The 15,184-nt window shown below is 64.1% G+C and carries 13 protein-coding genes; 8 read left to right on the top strand and 5 right to left on the bottom strand.

Going from position 1 to position 15,184, the window contains the following annotated elements:
- Positions 1 to 380: 380 nt before the first annotated feature.
- Entirely contained in the window at positions 381 to 2,072 is a 1,692-nt protein-coding gene (locus HV753_RS13420) for a sodium:solute symporter family protein (protein ID WP_175174980.1), read from the top strand.
- Between the two features lie 29 nt (positions 2,073 to 2,101).
- Positions 2,102 to 2,224 carry a putative transporter small subunit gene (locus HV753_RS31145; protein WP_217481471.1) on the top strand — a complete coding sequence of 41 codons (123 nt, stop codon included), beginning with the start codon at positions 2,102 to 2,104 and terminating at the stop codon, positions 2,222 to 2,224.
- 21 nt (positions 2,225 to 2,245) lie between these two features.
- On the opposite strand, the gene HV753_RS13415 is transcribed toward HV753_RS31145, so the two are convergent.
- Both HV753_RS13415 and HV753_RS13410 read right to left on the bottom strand, forming a co-directional pair.
- Positions 2,246 to 2,674: a PaaI family thioesterase gene (locus HV753_RS13415; protein ID WP_246288266.1), complete on the bottom strand. Its 429-nt coding sequence runs from the start codon at positions 2,672 to 2,674 to the stop codon at positions 2,246 to 2,248.
- A 5-nt stretch (positions 2,675 to 2,679) separates the two neighbouring features.
- The gene (locus HV753_RS13410; protein ID WP_175174979.1) at positions 2,680 to 3,480 is read right to left on the bottom strand and encodes an IclR family transcriptional regulator; all 801 of its coding nucleotides are present in this window, start codon (positions 3,478 to 3,480) and stop codon (positions 2,680 to 2,682) included.
- 166 nt (positions 3,481 to 3,646) lie between these two features.
- Here HV753_RS13410 and HV753_RS13405 point away from each other — a divergent pair, with 166 nt between their 5' ends.
- Genes HV753_RS13405 through HV753_RS13390 form a run of 4 tightly spaced genes read left to right on the top strand, consistent with a single transcriptional unit; the run spans position 3,647 to position 8,692 of the window.
- Positions 3,647 to 5,224 carry an acetate--CoA ligase gene (locus HV753_RS13405; protein WP_175174978.1) on the top strand — a complete coding sequence of 526 codons (1,578 nt, stop codon included), beginning with the start codon at positions 3,647 to 3,649 and terminating at the stop codon, positions 5,222 to 5,224.
- A gap of 18 nt (positions 5,225 to 5,242) precedes the next feature.
- The gene (locus tag HV753_RS13400; protein WP_175174977.1) at positions 5,243 to 6,388 is read left to right on the top strand and encodes an FAS1-like dehydratase domain-containing protein; all 1,146 of its coding nucleotides are present in this window, start codon (positions 5,243 to 5,245) and stop codon (positions 6,386 to 6,388) included.
- A gap of 48 nt (positions 6,389 to 6,436) precedes the next feature.
- Positions 6,437 to 7,684, top strand: coding sequence for a CaiB/BaiF CoA transferase family protein (locus HV753_RS13395; protein ID WP_175174976.1), 1,248 nt, complete (start codon positions 6,437 to 6,439; stop codon positions 7,682 to 7,684).
- 42 nt (positions 7,685 to 7,726) lie between these two features.
- Complete coding sequence (locus HV753_RS13390) at positions 7,727 to 8,692, top strand: Bug family tripartite tricarboxylate transporter substrate binding protein (protein WP_175174975.1); 966 nt, start codon at positions 7,727 to 7,729, stop codon at positions 8,690 to 8,692.
- A gap of 40 nt (positions 8,693 to 8,732) precedes the next feature.
- Here the strand turns inward: HV753_RS13390 and HV753_RS13385 are convergent, their stop codons facing one another.
- Complete coding sequence (locus HV753_RS13385) at positions 8,733 to 10,151, bottom strand: MFS transporter (RefSeq protein ID WP_343056502.1); 1,419 nt, start codon at positions 10,149 to 10,151, stop codon at positions 8,733 to 8,735.
- A 153-nt stretch (positions 10,152 to 10,304) separates the two neighbouring features.
- Here HV753_RS13385 and HV753_RS13380 point away from each other — a divergent pair, with 153 nt between their 5' ends.
- Positions 10,305 to 11,189 carry a LysR family transcriptional regulator gene (locus HV753_RS13380; RefSeq protein WP_175174974.1) on the top strand — a complete coding sequence of 295 codons (885 nt, stop codon included), beginning with the start codon at positions 10,305 to 10,307 and terminating at the stop codon, positions 11,187 to 11,189.
- A 123-nt stretch (positions 11,190 to 11,312) separates the two neighbouring features.
- A complete protein-coding gene (locus tag HV753_RS13375) occupies positions 11,313 to 11,675 on the top strand; it encodes a hypothetical protein (protein WP_175174973.1) in 363 nt (120 codons plus the stop codon).
- A gap of 52 nt (positions 11,676 to 11,727) precedes the next feature.
- Here HV753_RS13375 and HV753_RS13370 read toward each other — a convergent pair whose 3' ends face one another.
- Together HV753_RS13370 and HV753_RS13365 are read right to left on the bottom strand one after the other, a co-directional pair.
- On the bottom strand, positions 11,728 to 13,269 hold the full coding sequence (locus HV753_RS13370) for an argininosuccinate lyase (protein WP_175174972.1): 1,542 nt from the start codon (positions 13,267 to 13,269) through the stop codon (positions 11,728 to 11,730).
- Between the two features lie 196 nt (positions 13,270 to 13,465).
- Positions 13,466 to 15,133 carry a ShlB/FhaC/HecB family hemolysin secretion/activation protein gene (locus tag HV753_RS13365; protein WP_175174971.1) on the bottom strand — a complete coding sequence of 556 codons (1,668 nt, stop codon included), beginning with the start codon at positions 15,131 to 15,133 and terminating at the stop codon, positions 13,466 to 13,468.
- Positions 15,134 to 15,184: the final 51 nt, after the last annotated feature.

The raw sequence follows: 15,184 nt of genomic DNA, 5'->3' as shown, positions 1-15,184 counted from the left end.
CAGCGGCCCGGCGCCAGCGCCGAAACACCACCACCCAGCCGCCTTTTGGCTGCGGAACAAAAACTGCTTACCCAGCAGAACCTTTGCTCGCTGTACTGAGCCGCGTCTTGCGTCATTGACTCATCCGTCCACGACGCCCGGCCTCATTCGGCGGCTAAGCACCGATACGGTGTGAATGTTGTCTGTTCGATCCAGGCCGCCATCCCCTGCCTGATCGCGCGGGCATGCGATCGCGCGCGCAATTCATGCGCCCGTGATCTCTTGGTGTTTCGCCCTGGCCGTGGGAAAGCTAGCCACCCATCGCACTCCGCGGAAACGGCGCTCACGCAGCCACGGCCATCAGGCCGCGACCTGGCTGTCGAGGAGTAAGGACCCAAAAGATGCAAGAGACAGCGTTCTTCCAGTTATCGGCGACGACCGCCATATTGTTGCTTGCCGGCTTCTACGGCGCGACGTTCCTCATGTCGCTGTTCATCGGCGAAAAGAATGAGAATGTCGACGGCTTCATGGTGTCGAACAACGCGGTCGGCTTCGGCCTGTCGACCGCCAGCATGATCGCCACCTGGATCTGGGCCGCCTCGTTCTATGCCAGCGCCACGTCCGGCTACAAATACGGACTATCGGGGCCGCTGCATTACGGATTCTGGGGCGCCTTGATGATTCTCTTCATCTACCCCTTCGGCAAACGCTTCAGGAAACTGGCGCCCAAGGCCCACACGCTGGCGGAAGTCATCCACGCCCGTCACGGCACGTCCAGCCAGATGATCATGGCGGTGTCCAACATCATCGGCAGCTGCATCAGCCTGATGGTGAACTTCACGGCGGCGGGCGCACTGGTGTCCATTCTCAGCCCGCTCACATTCATCCAGGGCGTGCTCATCGCTGGATTGGGCGTGCTGTCGTACACGCTGTGGTCGGGCTTTCGCACGTCGGTCATGACCGACTTCGCGCAGCTGGCGGCCATGATCATCGCGGCGGTCGTCATCATCCCGCTGATCTTCTTCAACGCAGGCGGCCCAGACCTGTTGCAAGCCAACATGTGGCGCTTGAACGCCGACCAGGCCGACTTCTATTCCACCAAGGCGATCCTGGAACAAGGTGCGCCCTACTTCGTCGCGGTGCTGGCCTACGCCATCGGCAACCAGACCATTGCGCAGCGCCTGTTCGCGGTGCGCGAAGACCTGATCAAACCCACCTTCCTGACCGCTACCGTGGGCTACGGCGCTGTCGTGATCGGCCTGGGCATGCTGGGCCTGTTGGCACTGTTCGTTGGACTGGAGCCGGCCAATGGTGACTTGAACAACATCATTCCGCAGATGGCCTCGACCTACCTGCCGCCATTTGGCATCGCGCTGTTCTTCCTGTTGGTCGTGGGCTCGCTATCGTCCACGGCTGACTCCGATCTGGCGGCGCTGTCCGCCATTGTGATGACCGATGTATATGCGAAGAACATCGCGCGCGGCCGTCCGAATCCGCAACGCATGCTGTGGTGGGGCCGCGCCACCATGATCATCGCCACGATGATCGGCGTGATCTTCGCCAGCCTGCGCCTGGACATCCTGGTCATGCTGGTGTTCGTGGGCGCGCTATGGGGCGCCATCGTCTTTCCTGTGATCGCTAGCTTCTACTGGGATCGCGTCAACAACAGGGCATTCGTGTGCTCGGTGCTGGCCGCCGTCGCCATGTTCACGATCGTGCGCTTTGAACTGCTGCCCATGGAAGGCGCCATCGCGGTGTTCTTCGAGATCTGCTCGGCGATCGGCGGCGGTGTCGTGCTGGGCCTGATGGCTTTCGGATTCCTGGGCCGCACGGTGGCCATTGTGGTCGGTGTCATCGGCACCGCCGTCATGCTGCCCGCCTTCGTCGGCAACCTGCGCGACTACATCGTCCTGATGGGATCGTTGACCGCTTATGGCGTCAGCGCCACCGTGTGCGTGGGCTTGAGCCTGCGCAACCGCGAACGCTTCGACTTTCGTCTGCTGGCCGATCGCGTCACGTCGTTTCACCACGAGCAGGATGAGGTGACGGACGCTTCGCCCCGCCATGGCGCCGCTCAACCGGCCAAGGCCTGAACCCTCTCACTTGATCCAAGGAGCTTGATATGTGGCTAACTGCCTATTTTCTGATCTGGCCGGTGATATCCGCCGCCATTCTGACGCTCTTGTGCGTGACGCTGTGGAAGGATGTTCGCGCAGCAAAGCAATCGGGGCAATCGATGGTTTGAGTGGCGCGCGGGAATAGGCTGTCAGGCTGCCTTCCCCAGCGACTTCAACAAGGCTGATGCCGTCGCCACTATGTTTCCGGCGACGGTCAACTCACCTTGCATGAACACCAGACTGGAAGTCGCCCGGACCACGCGGCCACGCACTTCCAGGAACTGACCCGCGCGTGCCGCCATCAGGAAATGCGTGTCCAACTGCACCGTCACGCACGCACGGCGCTCCAGCGCTTCCCACGCGATGGCGCTTAAACCGTGATCCAACAGCGCCGTCAGCAATCCACCATGGACGACGTCTGCGGGATTCAAGTGGCTGGCCGTCGCCAGTATTCCGTACGCCCATCCCTCCGTTTCCTTGCGCACCCACAACGGGCCTATCAGGCCCGCGAAGCCAGGCAAGGACTTCTGACGCCAACCGTCGGCAGTCAATGTTCCGCTGGTTGGTGTCATGGTCATGATGGTCAGCTCCGGGCGGCCAACAGTTGCGACAGCGTATGCGCTTCGGTCTGCAAATCCTTGGCCAGCGCGATGGCCTTGGCGTCATCAAGCTGTTCCGCAAGACCCGCCACAACCAAAGAATGCGTCATGCGATTGTGCCGGTCCAACACCGGCACCGCGATCACGACCACACCGTTGATGTAGTTGTTCCGATCCAGGCTGTAGCCCTCGCGGCGAACAGCATCCACATCGGCCTTCCACGACGCGAATTCGGGTGCCTGATCCCATCGCAACGCCTTGAAGCGGCGTTCCAATTCCTTGTCCGACAGATCCGCGAACGCGGCCACGAGCCGGCCAGTCGCGCTGATCAGCGCGGGGAAGCGGCTACCCACATCCACGTGCAAACGGAACGGCGCCGTCGAGCGTGACAGGGCCAACACCACCATGTGGTCGCCGCCCGCCACCTCCACGCCAATCGCCGTGACGTTGGCCGCGCTGGACAACTTGTCCAGCACCGGCTGCACCAGCGTCGGGAAGGGGCTGCTTTCGATCACGCTGCGGGCCAGCGTCAGCATGCCAACGCCCAGGCTATAGCGCTTGGTACCGGCGTCGACCTTCACCAGCCCCTCTTCCACCAAGACGCGAAGGATGTGCAGGCAGGTGCTGGTCACCATGTCCAGTTCCTGCGAGATCGTCTTCAAGGTCATCGGCTCTCCGCCGCGCCCCAGCAATCGCAGGATGGCGATCGACCGGGTGACGGCCGGCACCGGCCGAACGCGCGGCCCCACGGGCGCGCTGGATTCCTGGGGACTGGACTGACTCATCTGACTCTCCGTTTTATTGCGGCAAGCATACCTTGCCGCTTGGCTCGCCCGTCACGCCGGGCATCCTTATAATTGTCTATATACAATTGATAGACGTAATTGACAATTTAAAAAGCGGCGCGCAAACTCGCTTCAACAGATTGCGGACTTCAACAGGCGCGACGACATGACGACACTGACGCAGGCCATTTCCTACGCGGACGCCCAGGCGCTCTGCACGCCGGACAAGCTTTGGGAGCTGTTCGACGGCGACCGCAAGCAGATGAACATCGCCCATGAATGCATTGATCGTCATGTCGGCCAAGACCAGCCCGCAGTCATCCTGGTCCGGGCGGCGGGCGGCGATGAGTCCTATGGCTTCCGGCAGATTTCCGAAGCCTCGTCGCGCTTCGCGCACTACCTGGCCGACCAGGGCATCCAGGCCGGCGACCGGGTCGCGGTGATGCTGGAACCGTCCCTGGCGTTCTACGTGGCGATGTTCGGCGCGATGAAGGCTGGGGTGATCGCGGTGCCGCTCTTCACGCTGTTCGGCCCGGATGGCATTCGGCTGCGCGTGCAGGACTGCACGCCACGCATGCTGGTGACCAATGCCGAAAAAGCCCCGCTGGCGGGCGCCCGGGAAGACATGCGCGTGGTAATTGCGGACGAGGATTTCATCGCCGGGCTTTCCGCCTTCCCTGCCCAATACACATGTCGGACGCAGGCCGACGACCTGGCCATCTTCCAATACACCTCGGGCACCACCCGCGAACTACCGGACGCGGTCAAGCACACGCACCGGGCGTTGGTCACGCTGATGCTGGCCGCGCTGTACGGCACCGGCGTGCGCCCTGGTGACCGCTTCATGTGCCCCTCGTCGCCCGCCTGGGGGCATGGCCTGTGGCACGGCACGCTGGCCCCGCTGGCGCTGGGCGTGACCATCGGCGCCTACGCCGGCAAGTTCAACGCCGAACGCCTGCTGCAAGCGCTACAGGACCACGGCTTCAACAACATCTCGGCCGCCGCCACGCATTACCGGATGATGCGCAACTCGGGCGTGGCTGGCCAATATCGCTACCACCTGGAAAAAGTCTCTTTCACCGGCGAACCCATCGACAGCGAAACGTCGGCCTTTGTGGAAGCCACCTTCGGACGACCGGTTTGCAGCATGTATGGCACCACGGAAATCGGGGTCTGCCTGGTGAACTACCCTGGCGCACCCGACTTCACGGTCAAGCCCGGCTCGCTGGGCAAGCCCGTACCGGGGGTGCGCGTGGAAGTACAGGATGCCAACGGCGCTCCGTGCCCGTCCGGCGTCACGGGCGAACTGAAGTTGTGGCGCCGCGATGGCTGGGTCGCCACCAAAGACCTGGGACGCATCGATGAGGACGGCTATTTCTGGCACGGCGGCCGCGCTGATGACGTCATCATCTCGGCCGGCTGGACGATGAGCGCCGTTGAGATCGAAGACGCCATCCTGAAGCACCGCGACGTTACCGAGGCCGCCGCCATCGGCGTACCTGATGCCTTGCGCGGGCAGGTCGTCAAGGCCTTCGTGGTGTCGGCACGCGCAGGCGATGACACCTTCATCGAAGAGATCCAGAACACGGTGCGCAGCCAGTTGGCCCAGCACGAGTATCCGCGCCAGGTGGTGTTCGTATCCGAACTGCCCAAGACACCCGCTGGAAAGATTCATCGTAGAAAGTTGCGCGAGCAAGAGCTTGCCGCGACTCCCGTCAATACCGCGCCTGCCGCGCACGCCTAACCCCACGCAGGAGACATCATGCTGACCAAGACCCAGAATGAAAGAAGCTTCCCGAAAATCACCGAGCGCGGCCTGGACGACCTGCGCGAACGGATCGGCGTCAAGATCGGCGCCACGGCTGAGCCGTGGTGCTACGAGGCCACCCGTGACAACATCCGCCACTACGCCCACGGCATCGGCGACGACAACCCCTTGTGGTCCGACCCCGAGTACGCGGCCAAGACCCAGCACGGCGGCATCATCGCGTTGCCCAGCTTCCTGTTTTCAACCAGCCGTATCGTGTCGGGCTATGTGGGCGGACTGCCCGGCGTGCACGCCATGTGGTCGGGCGCCGACTGGACCTGGCACAAGACCGTCAAGCGCAATGACGTCATTTCGACCGAAGCGCATCTGAAGAACCTGATCGAACACCAGACCCGGTTCGCAGGCCGCGCGGTCCAGCAGATCTATCACGTCGATTTCTTCAACCAGGACGGCGATAAAGTTGCCGAAGCCGATAGTTGGTGCTTCCGCACCGAACGCGACCATGCGCGTGAACAAGGCAGCAAGTACAAGGAAGTGCGCGCCCGCGAACCCCGACGCTATAGCCCCGAGGAAATCAAGGAAGCCTACAAGCTGTATGCGCAGGAGGAAGTGCGCGGCGCCACGCCTCGCTACTGGGAAGACGTGAAGGAAGGCGAAGAGCTGCCCGTGATGTTCAAGGGTCCGATGACGGTGACGGGCTTCATTGCCTTCGCGCAAGGCTGGGGTGGCCTGTACATCCGCGCCAACAAGCTGGCGTGGCAACTGATCGACGCGCATCCCGGCGTTGGCATCACCAATCGTTTTGGAATCCCCGACGTGCCCGAACGGGTCCACTGGGAAGAAGAGTTTGCGTTGGAAGTCGGAGCGCCTGGCGCCTACGACTATGGCCCGGAGCGCAACTCGTGGCTGACGCACCATCTGACCAACTGGATGGGCGACGCCGGGTTCCTTCGCAAGTCGACCTGCAAGATCCGCCGCCACAACCCCGAAGGCGACATGCTGTTCTTCAAGGGCCGCGTCACACGCAAGTACATCGAGGACGGCCGCCATCTGGTGGAGATCGAGCAGGAAGCGCGCAACCAGGACGACGAGCTGTCCGTGCTGGGTTCCGGCGTGGTTGAACTGCCCTCCCGCGGGTAACGCCCGGGCCGCCGGCGCGCAACGCCGGACATGACCAAAGCGAGGTCGATGATGTCTGGTTCATTGGAGCATGCGGTACACGCCCCCGACGCCCGCCCCCCTGGCGCGTTGGAGGGCGTTCGGGTCATTGACCTGTCCAGGGTGCTGGCGGGGCCGCTTTGCACCCAGATGCTGGCCGATCAAGGCGCCGACGTCATCAAGATCGAGCCCCCCGGCGGCGACGAGACCCGCACGCTCGGCCCGCCCATCAACGCGGACGGGGATGCCGCCTACTTCACCGCCGTCAATCGCGGCAAGCGCGCTGTCGCGCTGGACCTGTCGCTTGCGGGTGGCCGCGACGTCTTGCTGCGATTGCTGGAAGACGCCGACATCCTGGTCGAGAACTTCATCCCCGGCACGATGGCCAAATGGGGGCTGGACTACGAGGCCGACTTGAAGCCCCGTTTTCCGCAGCTGATCTACTGCGCCATATCGGGCTTTGGCCAAGACGGCCCGTTGGGGGGACTGCCCGGCTATGACGCCATCTTGCAGGCGATGTGCGGGCTGATGAGCGTGAACGGCGACGCCGCCAGCGGCCCCACGCGCATCGGCATTCCCATCGTGGATCACCTGACGGGCTACACGGCGCAGTCGGGCATCTTGTTGGCGCTATATCACCGGGCGCGTAGCGGCCGGGGGCAGCGCGTGGACGCCACACTGTTCGATACCGCGCTCAGCCTGTTGGTGCCGCACGCCGCGAACTGGATGCACACGCAACGCACGCCCGGACTGCTGGGCAGCGCACACCCCAACATTGCGCCGTATGACCGTTTCGCTTGCCAGGACGGCGCGATCTTCCTGGGGATCGTGAACGACCGCCAGTTCCGAAAATTCTGCGACTACATCGGCCTGTCATCGTTGCAGCAAGACGAGCGCTTTTCGACCAATCGCTTGCGGCTGCAACACCGCGATGTGCTGCGGGTGGCCATCGAGGAAGCGCTGATCACCCGCACACGCGATGCGGTCTGCCAGGACCTGATGCGCCTGGGCGTGCCCGTGGGGCCCGTCAATTCCGTGCCGGAAGCCTTGGAGCTTGCGCACGCCAGGCATCGCGGCATGCGCATTGACCGCGACGGCTATCACGGCATTGGCACCGCCACGCGGCTATCCGATGCGCCCATGCGACTGGGCCGCTTGCCCCCCGCCTACGCGCAGCACACCGACGAGGTCCTCCGGGAGGCCGGCCTCGACGACACTCATATCGCGACCCTGCGGGAACAGGGTGTCTTGCCGCGCTGGCCTCCTTCGACGCCGTAGCAACACCGATCGCTACCCAATAAAAAAATCGAGGAGACCACCATGAGAGCATTACGCCTGTTCGCCGCGCTAGCGGCGTCCGCCCTGTTCGCCCAGCCCGTTGCGGCGGCCGACAGCTACCCCAACAAGCCCGTCAGAATCATCGTGCCCTATCAGGCCGGACAAGGCACCGACGTCGCGGGACGCTATCTGGCCGAGTATCTGGCCAAAGCGCTGGGGCAAGCCTTCATCGTTGAAAATCGCCCCGGCGCGGGCGGCAATATCGGCGCGTCCGAAGCCGCCCGCGCGGCGCCCGACGGCTACACGCTACTGATGGGCACCAACGGCACGCACGTGCTGAATCAATACATGTATGCGTCCACCACCTTCGACCCCGAGAAGGACTTTGAACCGATCATGCTGGTCAGCTCATTCCCGATGGTGCTGCTGACCACGCCGGGATCGCCCTACGCCAGCCTGGCCGACTTGCAGGATGCCAAGAAGGCGAAACCCGATAGCGTCAATGTCGGCATGCCAAGCACCACCGCGCGCCTGGTCTTCGAACTGCTCAAGCAACAAGGCGTTGGCAGCATTCGCGGCATTCCGTACAAGGGATCGGCCACCGCCACGACCGATTTGCTGGGCGGACAGGTTCAGATTGGCATCGACACCATCAGCGCCGCGCGATCGTTCATCACGGGCGGCAAGCTGCGGGCCTTGGCCGTGACGTCATTGAAGGAATCCGCGTTGCTGCCCGGTGTGAAGGCCGTGTCCGAGCAAGGCTTGCCCGGGTTTCAAGTCGTCGCCTGGAACGGGCTGTACGCGCCGAAGGGCACGCCACCGGCCGTCGTGCAGAAGCTGAACGTCGAAGTCGCGAAGATCCTGGCTCGCCCCGAAGTCCAGCAACGCCTGCTGGATCTCGGCCACGAACCAGGCGGCGGCTCGCCCGCCGAACTGGCCGCCTTTGCCCGCAGCGAACGCCTGAAATGGCAGCCATTGATTATCCAGGCCGGGTTGAAGGCAGAGTAAGCAGCAGAGGTCATCTCCACACACGGAAAGCGGCGCATTGTCATGCCGCGATGCGCTGCCGCTTCTGGCCCGCAGCCGCGATGGCCAACGCCACCAGAAGCAGCACCGCCGCCAATCCGTAGGTCCAACGCAGGCCCGCCGTCAACGCGGCGGGCAGCGAAAACCGCAAATCCCCCCCGCCGGACGTTGCCGCAAACACCGCGCCCATCAGCGACGCTCCCGTGATGAATCCCAAGTTGCGCGACAGGTTCAACACACCGGAGACGGCACCGCGCTGATCCGTCCCGGCGCAGGTCATCACGGCACTGCTGTTGGCCGCCTGGAAAAGCGCGTAGCCGGCCGTGATCACGCCCAACGGCGCCACGTACCCGATCGCCCCGAATTCCACGGACACCAGGGGCAGGATCGTTGCTCCCGCCGCCATGACGACCAGTGCGGCGCGCATCATCCGCTGCGCGCCGTAGCGGTCCACGCCCCGGCCGGCCGGCACGCCCGCCAGTGCGGCGATGGCCGGCCCGCAGGACATGACCAGGCCTACTCGCGCCGCATCCAGCCCCAACGCACCAGCAAGATAGAACGGCCCCACCACCAGCGTCGTCATCATGACGGTCGAGACCAGCGCATTCGTCGCCACGCCGGCGCTCAATACTGATTGGCGAAACAACGCCAGCCGGATCAATGGCGACGCCGCGGCGGCTTGCGCTCGTACAAACGCTATCGCCGCCACCACCGCCACGACCAGCAACAGCGCAACCCTCCCGTCGATGCGGGTGCCCGCCCGGGTCATCGCCAAGGCATAGGCGGCAATACTCGCCGCCAATAGCAACGATCCCCAGGTGTCGAAGCGCGTCCGCGCTCCGGCAGCCTGCGGCTTGTCCCGCGGCAGATAGCGCCAGGCCAATCCGAACGCCACCATGCCCAGCGGCAGATTGATCAGGAAGACGGACGGCCATCCCAGCCCCGTGATCAGCAAACCACCCAGCGTGGGTCCCAGCGCGGTGCCAACGGCCGACATCGTACCCAGCAGGCCCATGACGCTGCCCGTCTTCCCCTTGGATGCGGCCTCGCTCGCGAACGCCATCGTCAAGGCCATCATGACGGCAGCGCCCATACCTTGCATGGCTCGCGCGGCGATCAGTCCGCCTAGCCAGGGCGTTGCGCCGCACAGCGCCGATGCCACCGAGAACAGGCCGATTCCCATCAGCATCAGACGACGACGGCCCATCAGGTCGCCCAGGCGTCCCATGCTGACGATCAACGTGGTGATGGCAAGCAGGTACGCCAGCACGATCCACTGGACCGTCTGAAAGGGCGCATTGAACGCTCGCGCCAGGGTCGGCAGTGCGACGTTGGCGATGCTCGTGCCCAGTGCGGACAACAGCATGGACAAGGACAGAAAGACCAACAGCGGCAACGATTGCCGGGACGGGGAAGCGGACGGAGTGGGAGAGCGCATCATGTGCCTGCAAGGAATTGGACGCCAACACGACGCCCTGATGCATCCTAGGCGCTACCGACATAAGGCGGAAGACGCAGCATTTGCACTGAATACCTGCATGCGACGCCCTATCAACCCTCGTCGCTGCGGCCTATCCGTGCTACGTTTTCGGAAATGAGCACACCCGACTTGAACTTGCTGATCACCCTGGACGTCTTGCTGTCCGAAGGAAGCGTTGCGGGCGCCGCTCGGCGCTTGCGGCTCAGCCCTTCCGCCATGAGCCGGGCGTTGGCCCGGCTGCGCGAAACCACGGGGGACCCGCTGCTGGTGCGGGCGGGGCGCGGTCTGGTCCCCACGCCCCGCGCACTGGAATTGCGCGACCGGGTGCACCTGCTGGTCCAAGACGTGGAAGCGGTGTTGCGCCCGGCGGCTCAGCTTGACCTGGCGCAGCTTGCGCGCACCTTCACGCTGCGTGCAAGCGACGGCTTTGCAGAGAATTTCGGGCCGGCCCTGCTGGCCCGCACCGGCGCCACAGCGCCCGGCGTGCGGCTGCGCTTCGTGCAGAAGACCGACAAAGACAGCGCACCGCTGCGCGAAGGCGATGTGGACCTGGAAACCGGCATCGTCGGCGACGCGGCCAGTCCCGAACTACGCACGCGGGCGCTGTTCCAGGACCGTTTCGTGGGCGTCATTCGCGCCGGACATCCGCTGAGCCAAGGGCGGGTCACGCTTGCCCGCTATGCGTCCGCCCGCCACATTCTTGTTTCTCGGCGCAATCTGGACAAGGGGCCGGTTGACCACGCCCTGGCCTCGGCCGGGCGCGAACGCGACATTGCCGCCATCACGGGCGGCTTCTCGGCGGCGCTGGCGCTGGCGCGTGGTTCCGATCTGATCGCCACCGTGCCCGAACGGCATACCGGCAGCCTGCGGGCAGGGATGCACAGCTTTCCCCTGCCCTTCACGATGCCGGCGTTCACGATATCGATGCTGTGGCATCCGCGCATGGATGGCGATGCCGCCCATCGCTGGCTGCGCGAATGCGTGCTGCAAAGCGTCTGATGACCCTGCGGGCGCGGCGCCTGACGGGAGTTCCTGTAGGATCGCGTTCCGCCTACCCAGGCAACGCCCAGCGCGCCCAATGGCCCGGCCCGACGGCCCGGCGCCCGCAAATAGGAGACCCGATTGCTCTACACCGTCATCCGCCAGCACCGCAGTGAATACCCGGACCCGTTGATATTTTCCAAGGGTGCCTCACTTGCCATTGGCGAAGAATATGAAGGTCCCGAGGGCTGGGAAAACTGGTATTTCTGCTCGACCGCCGATCACGCGGGCGGATGGGTGCCTGGCCAGATCATCGACCGAATCGACGAAAGTCGGGGTACTGCGCGGGAAGACTTCTGCACGCGCGAATTGGATGTGGACCCGGGCGATGTGCTTTGGGGCCATAGGGACTTGAATGGCTGGCGATGGTGCAGCCGGGAATCCGACGCCAAGACCGGTTGGGTGCCACTGGAAAACCTGGCGCCGATTGGCGGCAGACCCTGACGGAAGCTTGTGTTCCGGGCCTGCCGCGCAACCCTTGACGCTTCGCGCCTTGTTACTTCGCGGCGCTGGCAGCCAGCGTGTCGAACTTCTTGTCCAGGTCTGCCAGCGACTTGTTGATGTGGTCGCGGCGTTCCTTGATCCACTTGTCTTGCGAGGCCAGTTGATCGCGGGCCTCTTTCAGCATGCGGTCCATCTCCGCCGGCTGCGGGCCGCCGCTGGTGGCGCGGTTCTTCACGATGGCCACGGGGTCCAGCGTCGACCGGAATTCGGCTTCGCTCATTGGCAGTTCATTGCCGTACTTTGAATCCTTCATGGCGTCGGCATAAATGCGGCGGGCCTGCTCGTACGGAAAGTCCAACGGCTTGATGTTGTTGGTCTTGGCGTAAGTCACCACTTCGGACGCGAAATGATGACCATCGCGGAATGGCAGCTTGTACTTGCGCATCAGCACATCGGCCAGTTCCTGCGAAGCGGTCCAGTCGCTGTTCAGTTCTTCCAGCGCGCGCTCGGGGCTGATGACCATGGCCTTCAACACGCGGTCCCAACGCTTCAATGCCGAGATGCCGCTGTCGACCATGGCGGAGTTCTGCTTCACATCTTTCGGATCGCTCATGCCCGGTGTGATGTTGTGCGTCTGGATGACCGGTCCCATCGCCAAGGTGATGGCGGTGGATGCGTCGCTGCGGGTGTCGTTGAGCAGACCCGGGTTGCGCTTTTGCGGCATGGCGCTGGACACGTAGGTATTGCCGCCGCCCTCTTCCAACAGGATCCAGGGGCGCGACTGCGCATACTGGGTCATGACGTCTTCGACGAAGTTGCCGGTGCGCAGCGCAATGCTGGTCACGATGGAGGCAACTTCCACCGGCTGGTCCATGGAAGAGATCTGCGAGGCGTCGTAGGCGTTGTCGACCAGGGCCTCGAAGCCCAGGTATTGCGCCATGCGTTTGCGATCCAATGGCCAGCTGGTGCCGTTCAGCACGGTCGTGCCCATGGGCGAGCGGTCAATGCGGACATAGGCCTCGCGGATGCGCTGCGCGTCGCGAGCCAAACCGGCAGCCTGGCCCAACAGATAGTGGCCGTAACTGTTGGGCTGCGCGGCCACGCCATTGGTGTAGTTCGGCACGATCGTGCCGGCATGCTTGCCGGCCAATTCGACCAGCGTCGTGGACGTCTTGTTCAACTGGTCGGCAAGCTCCAGCAATTTGTCGCGCAGGATCGCGCTGCGGTATGTCGCATGCATGTCCTGGCTGGACCGGCCAGCGTGCAACAAGGTCACGTCTTCCCCCGCCGCCTTGATCAGCAACGGTTCAAAGGTAATCACGCTGGCAGGCCGCTTGGCGCCCGGCTGATTGCCTTCGCTGATCACCTTGGCCACGCCTGCCGCCAGTCGCGGCGCGATGGACTTGTCCAGCAGGCCTTCATCCGTGTTGATGACAGCGGTGGCTTTGTTCATTTCGCCAAGCCAGAAGAAGGGATCCCGAGGCACGGCAGCGGCTGTCGCAGGCGCGGCGGCGGGCGCTTGCTGGGCTAGCACGGCATGCGTGCCCAGTGACAAAACAAGGGCGGCTCCCAGCGTGGGGAAAAACTGTCTCATGGCGTTCTCGTTATAGGGGCGGTGCGGTAGTTTATGGAAAAGCCCCGTAGCCGGAAACCCCTGTATTTCACCGATAGCCGGCGAATGCGTAACAAAGACGCTCCGCCCAGGAACCGGCCGCCCGCCAATGATGCATTGCAAAAAAAAGAGCCCCTGCCTTCACGAAGAAAGCAGGGGCGAAGCCGGCGCGCTGGCCCTAGAACAAGTACTGCGCGCTTACCCAGAACAAGGGTTTGTGATCCCGGCTGTCCGACTGCGGCGGGCCGCCATCGGTGCGCCACGCCACCGTGGCTTCGCCACGCCAGCCGCCCACGGCAACGCGGGCGCCAACGCCTGCCCCGGCCACGCGGCGGAAGTTCTCGCCGGCTTGCCAGGGATGGGAGGAAATCTGTACCCGGCCCGCGTCATAGAACGCGAACGGGGTGACCGCGCCAGCCGCATAGCGAACTTCCACTTGCGTCAGCCAGCCACGGTCGCCGTAGCCTTCGCCCACGGGATACGCGCGCACGCCTGCCGGGCCGCCCAGGCCAAAGTCCTCGGACGAATCCAGGTTGTCGTTGGTCCATTGGCCGCTGAAGCGGCCGTACAGGCTCCAACGCGACGACACGGATTGCAGACGCGCGATGTCCAGGTTCAGCTTGCTGTAATGGCCTGCCGACTGTGCGGTCAGACTGTCGGCGACGGCCAGGTTCCCGTCCAGCTTCAGCGTGCCAGGCGTCCAGCTCAGCGCGCCATACGTCAGCCCACCGCCGCCCAGGCTGTCGCGCACATCGAATTGCGCGGCAATCGGCACGCTGTTGCTGAACTTGTCCTGCACGACCTCGACCGCGCGATAGTCGTCACGCAGCTTCTTGTGCAGGAAGTCGACACCGATGGTCAGGTTGCGGCTTTGCGAACGGATCAGCGGATAGCTCAGGCCCACGCTGGCCACCTTGGCGCTGCCGTGGGCGTCCAGCTCGCTGAATTCCTTGCCCAGTTCATAGCCGGTGTAGCCGTAGCCGACCCGGCCACGCAGGCCCGAACTGCCCAGCGGCGCGCTGTAGCCCACATCGCCGTAGTTCAGGTTTTCGCTGGTGCGCTGGGCGCGCAGCGTGATCTGGTCACCGAGCATGAAGGGGCTATTGATCGACAGGGCCGCATTGGCGCGGTACTGCCCCGTATAGCGGTTGCCTTGATTGTCCAGGCCAACGCTGCCGTTGACGCGATCGCCGCGCTCCACTTGCACCACCAAGTCGCCCGTGCCCATTTCCTGGCCGGGGCGGATGATGGGGCTGACGGCAACGCCCGGCAGATCCGACAGCAATAGCGCCGCGCGTTCCAGCGAGGCGCTTTCGATGATCTCGCCGGACTTCAACGGGCTCAGATAGGACTGCGCCTTGGCGGACAAGACGGCATCGCCTTCCGCCTTGACCTCGCCATAGCGTCCTTCGACGACTTGCAGGCGCAGGATGCCGTTCTCCAGCCCTTGCGCCGGCAGATAGACGCGGGCGAACGGGTAGCCCGCGTTGCGGTAGTAACTTGTCAGTTGATTGGCCAGGCCTTGCATGCCGGCCAGGTCATAGGCCTTGTCCTGATAGGCGCCCAGTTGGGCCAGCAACTTGTCCGACGAAAACACCTGATTGCCCGTCAGGTCGATGCGGGATACGGTGGCCTGCGGGCCGCCGGGCGCGGCCGTGCCGGGCACGGGGCTGGTCAGGTTCAGTTCCGGCGAGGGTGCGGGCGGTTGCGGTTCGGTCGCTTGCTCCTGAAGGATGCGGCCGGCATTGGGAATCTGCTGCGCCCAGGCGGGAGCCGTGGCGGGCAAGATTACGGCAAGCGCCAGAGCCAGATAGTGCGGACGGGCGGTAAACGAAGCTAGCGTCATGATCTTGTGAAATCGGGTGTTCGAGGCGGCTGCCCGCAGCCCCGAAGGGCC

The sequence above is a fragment of the Achromobacter pestifer genome (assembly GCF_902859625.1).
Lineage (GTDB): Bacteria > Pseudomonadota > Gammaproteobacteria > Burkholderiales > Burkholderiaceae_B > Achromobacter > Achromobacter pestifer.
Note: the sequence above shows the minus strand (reverse complement) of the source record. Positions and strands in the feature narration are given on the sequence as shown.

Excerpts from the sequence above, each read along its gene's own strand:
- HV753_RS13405 (WP_175174978.1), top strand. The coding sequence starts at position 3,647 with ATGACGACACTGACGCAGGCCATTTCCTACGCGGACGCCCAGGCGCTC.
- HV753_RS13415 (WP_246288266.1), bottom strand. The coding sequence starts at position 2,674 with ATGACCATGACACCAACCAGCGGAACATTGACTGCCGACGGTTGGCGT.
- HV753_RS13385 (WP_343056502.1), bottom strand. The coding sequence starts at position 10,151 with ATGATGCGCTCTCCCACTCCGTCCGCTTCCCCGTCCCGGCAATCGTTG.
- HV753_RS13365 (WP_175174971.1), bottom strand. The coding sequence starts at position 15,133 with ATGACGCTAGCTTCGTTTACCGCCCGTCCGCACTATCTGGCTCTGGCG.
- HV753_RS13395 (WP_175174976.1), top strand. The coding sequence starts at position 6,437 with ATGATGTCTGGTTCATTGGAGCATGCGGTACACGCCCCCGACGCCCGC.
- HV753_RS13410 (WP_175174979.1), bottom strand. The coding sequence starts at position 3,480 with ATGAGTCAGTCCAGTCCCCAGGAATCCAGCGCGCCCGTGGGGCCGCGC.
- HV753_RS13420 (WP_175174980.1), top strand. The coding sequence starts at position 381 with ATGCAAGAGACAGCGTTCTTCCAGTTATCGGCGACGACCGCCATATTG.
- HV753_RS13400 (WP_175174977.1), top strand. The coding sequence starts at position 5,243 with ATGCTGACCAAGACCCAGAATGAAAGAAGCTTCCCGAAAATCACCGAG.
- HV753_RS13370 (WP_175174972.1), bottom strand. The coding sequence starts at position 13,269 with ATGAGACAGTTTTTCCCCACGCTGGGAGCCGCCCTTGTTTTGTCACTG.
- HV753_RS31145 (WP_217481471.1), top strand. The coding sequence starts at position 2,102 with ATGTGGCTAACTGCCTATTTTCTGATCTGGCCGGTGATATCCGCCGCC.
- HV753_RS13390 (WP_175174975.1), top strand. The coding sequence starts at position 7,727 with ATGAGAGCATTACGCCTGTTCGCCGCGCTAGCGGCGTCCGCCCTGTTC.
- HV753_RS13380 (WP_175174974.1), top strand. The coding sequence starts at position 10,305 with ATGAGCACACCCGACTTGAACTTGCTGATCACCCTGGACGTCTTGCTG.